This window comes from Calothrix sp. CBUCES-K 9914, assembly GCF_059640475.1.
In genome coordinates this window covers 1-4,352 of record NZ_JBXXZH010000444.1, presented here as the reverse complement: position 1 = coordinate 4,352, position 4,352 = coordinate 1, and the positions used below count along the sequence as shown (strand labels likewise).

At 38.7% G+C, this 4,352-nt stretch carries 4 protein-coding genes; 2 read left to right on the top strand and 2 right to left on the bottom strand.

Annotation, left to right across the window (positions count from 1 at the left end; translation table 11 throughout):
• Both AC2JBO_RS43505 and AC2JBO_RS43500 read left to right on the top strand, forming a co-directional pair.
• Positions 1 to 1,633, top strand: a 1,633-nt coding sequence (locus AC2JBO_RS43505; RefSeq protein ID WP_496959835.1) for a hybrid sensor histidine kinase/response regulator, incomplete at its 5' end; no start/stop codon positions are given.
• 279 nt (positions 1,634 to 1,912) lie between these two features.
• Positions 1,913 to 3,490, top strand: coding sequence for a serine/threonine-protein kinase (locus tag AC2JBO_RS43500; RefSeq protein ID WP_496959834.1), 1,578 nt, complete (start codon positions 1,913 to 1,915; stop codon positions 3,488 to 3,490).
• A gap of 190 nt (positions 3,491 to 3,680) precedes the next feature.
• Here AC2JBO_RS43500 and AC2JBO_RS43495 read toward each other — a convergent pair whose 3' ends face one another.
• Both AC2JBO_RS43495 and AC2JBO_RS43490 read right to left on the bottom strand, forming a co-directional pair.
• Positions 3,681 to 3,824, bottom strand: a complete 144-nt coding sequence (locus AC2JBO_RS43495; protein WP_496959833.1) for a hypothetical protein — start codon at positions 3,822 to 3,824, stop codon at positions 3,681 to 3,683.
• A gap of 77 nt (positions 3,825 to 3,901) precedes the next feature.
• On the bottom strand, positions 3,902 to 4,099 hold the full coding sequence (locus AC2JBO_RS43490) for an NblA/ycf18 family protein (RefSeq protein WP_496959832.1): 198 nt from the start codon (positions 4,097 to 4,099) through the stop codon (positions 3,902 to 3,904).
• Between the last annotated feature and the right edge of the window lie 253 nt (positions 4,100 to 4,352).

Genomic DNA, 4,352 nt, shown 5'->3' with positions numbered 1-4,352 from the left:
AGTCGCTAGCGATATCCACGACCGTAAGCAAGCAGAAATTGAGCGCGAACAATTATTATTGAGCGAACAAGCAGCGCGGGAGCAGGCAGAAAACGCAAACCGCATTAAAGATGAGTTCCTTGCAGTTCTTTCCCACGAGTTACGTACTCCACTTAACCCTATTATTGGTTGGGTCAAGCTCTTAAAAAGCGGTAAATTAAAGCCTCAAAAAGTAACCGAAGCGTTGGATACTATAGAACGCAACGCCAAGCTGCAAGTTGACTTAATTGAAGATTTACTCGATGTTTCTCGAATTCTTCGTGGCAAACTTACACTTAACCCCACGCGCGTAAATATAATCTCTGTAATTTCCGCAGCTATTGATACTGTACGTTTAGCTGCCGAAACTAAAAACATTCAAATTCAAAGTATTGGTACGATAAACCCAAATTTTAGTACAAAATATAGTACTAATGATCAAAATTCCAGTATATATACTGGTACAGAAAGTGGTACACTTGAGCCAAATTTTGGTACGAATATTGGTACGATTAATGCCAATTCGAGTGTAAATACTGGTACGAGTAATGCGAACTTGAGTATAAATCCTGGTACAAGTAATGCGAGTTCAAGTGTAAATACTGGTACAAGTGATGCCAATTCAAGTATAAATACTGGTACATATAATGGTACAACCAAGTTAAATTTTGGTACTAATGTTGGTACAAATGACACGATTTCTGGTAATAATAAGACAAATTTAAGTATAAATACTGATAAGAAGAGCGATATTAAGAGGAATATAAATATTGATACAGTTAATGCAAATAGTGATACAAATTTAGTACTAGTAACAGGTGATGCCGCGCGTTTGCAGCAGATATTTTGGAATCTTTTATCTAACGCTATCAAATTTACACCTAACGGTGGGCAAGTTAAAGTATGCTTATCCATAGAAATTCCTTTTATTAAAGTCACTGTTAGTGATACAGGTAAAGGTATTAACCCAGATTTTCTACCAGATATATTTGATTATTTTCGTCAAGAAGATAGTACAACAACAAGAAAGTTTGGTGGACTTGGGCTAGGACTTGCAATTGTTCGCAATTTAGTTGAGCTACATGGCGGAACTGTCGAAGCGTACAGTCCCGGTCTAAATCAAGGAGCAACTTTTACTGTTAAACTACCACTATTGAATAGTGTTGAGTCAAAAGTGCTGAGTGCTGAAATTTTATCACTCAGAACTCAGCACTCAGAACTCAGCACTCAGCACTCTTTACTTTCTAACATTCGAGTCTTAGCTGTTGATGATGACCAAGACTCGCGAGATTTTATTGCCTTTGCTTTGGAACTATACGGCGCCCAAGTTACTAAGGTGTCTTCTGCAATTGAAGCGTTACAAGTACTCGCACATTTAAAGCCACATATATTAGTCAGCGACATTGGAATGCCCATAATGGATGGGTATGAACTACTACGACAAATTAGAAAATGGGCGCCTGAAAATGGCGGACTAATTCCAGCTATCGCACTCACGGCTTTTGCTGGTGAGTATAACCGCCAAAAAGTACTTGACGCTGGTTTCGTTCTTCACATCCCAAAACCTGTAGAACCTGATACTTTAGCTACTGCTATTGCCTCGTTGATTAAATAATTTCCTGTGGGTAGTAAGGTGGATACAAAGTTTTTTACTTTGCCCAATACCCATGAACTCCAAAACCTCATTCGTATTGGGGGATTTTGTGTTGTATCTGTTTGGCTGATGTTTGGTATTTATGTGCATCAATGTGGGAATACTAAAATTAACAGGAAATTTTTGGAATGTAAGTAGAGACGTTACATGTAACGTCTCTACAATCCAAAATCCAAAATCCAAAATCCAAAATCCAAAATCTAAAATTCCCTTATTTTCAAGATTGGAGTCAAGCTTACTATGTCAGACCCCAACGTCGGTCGCAAACTTAGCAAAAGGTATCAGCTTCAGGAGTTAATAGGAACCGGAGCAATGGGACGAGTATATCGTGCTAAAGACACTTTGTTGGGAGGTGTGCCTGTCGCGGTGAAATTTCTCTCAATGTCTATCCAAACTAATAAGAAGATGCGGTTGCAGGAACGCTTTGAGCGTGAAGCCAAAACTTGTGCGCTTCTGGGACAAAAAAGTATTCAGATTGTCCGAGTTATGGATTATGGTGTGGACGAGCATAATATCCCGTTCTATGTCATGGAATATTTAAATGGCAAAAGCTTAAGCCATATCATTCGTAAACAAGATATGTCGTTAATGCGCTTTAATCGCATGGCACGTCAGATTTGTTTAGGGTTACAGTGCGCGCACGATGGTATTCCTGTTGATGGTACGGTTTACCCTATTATTCATCGCGATATTAAACCTAGCAATATGCTGGTGATTGTAGACCCAACGTTTGGTGAATTAGTCAAAATCCTTGATTTTGGAATTGCTAAATTACTTCAATCAAATACGCAGCAAACAAATTACTATTTGGGTACTTTGGCTTATTCGTCTCCTGAACAAATGGAGGGTAAAGAACTGAATAACCGTTCGGATATCTATAGTTTGGGTGTGATGATGTTTGAAATGCTGACGGGCAAGTTACCTTTAACTGCTCCCACACACTCTTTCGGCGCCTGGTATAAAGCACATCATTTTCAAGAACCACGCTCTTTCGCTGAATTTGATACAAACTTCCACGTTCCTAAATCTATAGAAGATTTGGTAATGAGTTGCCTTGCGAAAAAACCCTGCGACCGTCCACAAAATATTAGCGAAATTATACAAGCTTTAACGGCAGTAGATACTACAGAGAACACGAATGGTAGAAGTCGAACTACCCTTACACCATCCACTCAAACATCATCCCAAATATCGAATGATACTCCTACGGTTGTTGCTGAATCTGAAAAATCCGAAACAAAGTTACCCACTGCTTTGGCATCAGATGTCATAAAAGAAGCAACCTGGCCTAAAAATAAACCTATTGCTGATATTGTTTTCCCTCAACCTATTCGTGTCCACGATGAGCTAACTCCTGCGTTATGGATGATGCTACCTATACTAGAAATTCAAAAGCTTTCGGTTTGTACTCGCTACAACCAATTTCTTTTTATCCCTTCTCCTCACCCAATGATACTCTGGGTAACTGTTATCTACAATCGTAAGTTCGGCGCCAAATGGCTTCCTTACTATCTCGACCTTAAAACTAATTTCGGTCAGGATACAGTACGATTACTAAGTCAGAAAGGCTACTATCGACTATTATTTTTCTCGCGCGAGCAGCCAAACAGTCCAAGCCATATTCTAATGTCAACGATTGCCTCTTCTCAATGTCGTCGCTTAACTGAATGGGCTTTGCTTAGTAACACACTTCCTTCTAATGCTAATCCCCAACTTAGTAAAACTTATCTTAAAGCTGAATACGAAAAAATTAAGCCGCAAATTCTTGCCAAGCTTTCGTCAATTAATACAGACTCTCCTTTTGACCTTTCAGCTTAGAATGTCAAACGTTTTAGTCAAACATCTGATAAGTACATTTACTCAGACATGCTTTACATGTTGTAATAATTTTGTTCGATAAATATAAAAAATATAAAAAAATATTAAAATTCAATAAGTTACGGTTGTAAAAAAAGCCTTTAGGAAATATAAATATTAGTAGAACCAATAATTGGCACTTAGTTACGTGCTAATTTGTAGGTAAGTCACGTCTCGTCTTCTGAGTATGTAAGCAAGCTGGATGCATTGTGACAGTACGATTTAGGCTATCGTATTCAAGCTTTTCAGTATTAGCTAATTTATGACTTGTGGCGACGAGTTGACGCCCCATCATCCCCAGCTGCTTTCCATCTTGGAACTAAGCAAGAGAAGGAGGTCGCTCCCGCTGCGACACTGGACACAATGAATTTACTATGCCAAGCTAGGACCGGAGTCTAAACCCCATTGATGCTTGAGAAGCTCTTTGTACGTTGCTTCTCTGACAACCATTTGTTCGTAAAGCTTAACTAAGAAGTCTTTTGCTTGCTCGTGGCTCATGCCTTGCACTTGGCTGGCAAATGAGTGTATGCTGAATTGCTGTTCGAGTGTAAGTTCGATTGGATTGTTCATGGTAATTTAACTCCAGATTGAGAAGATGAAGAAGATATAATTGCACATACAGAGATACACTAGTTCTCTCCAGATTCCTGAAGATAGATTTTTAGGAATATAAATCTAACGTTCTACCTCTGTATTACGAAAGATAACAACTGTTTGACAAATTGCCCACTACTTTTGGGTTAATTTGTGGTATCCCCACAGCTTTAAGTTTTTTAGCTAAATCTTAGCTTATATATGTACATCAACATTGCGAAGGCATATT

Excerpts from the sequence above, each read along its gene's own strand:
- AC2JBO_RS43500 (WP_496959834.1), top strand. The coding sequence starts at position 1,913 with ATGTCAGACCCCAACGTCGGTCGCAAACTTAGCAAAAGGTATCAGCTT.
- AC2JBO_RS43495 (WP_496959833.1), bottom strand. The coding sequence starts at position 3,824 with ATGATGGGGCGTCAACTCGTCGCCACAAGTCATAAATTAGCTAATACT.
- AC2JBO_RS43490 (WP_496959832.1), bottom strand. The coding sequence starts at position 4,099 with ATGAACAATCCAATCGAACTTACACTCGAACAGCAATTCAGCATACAC.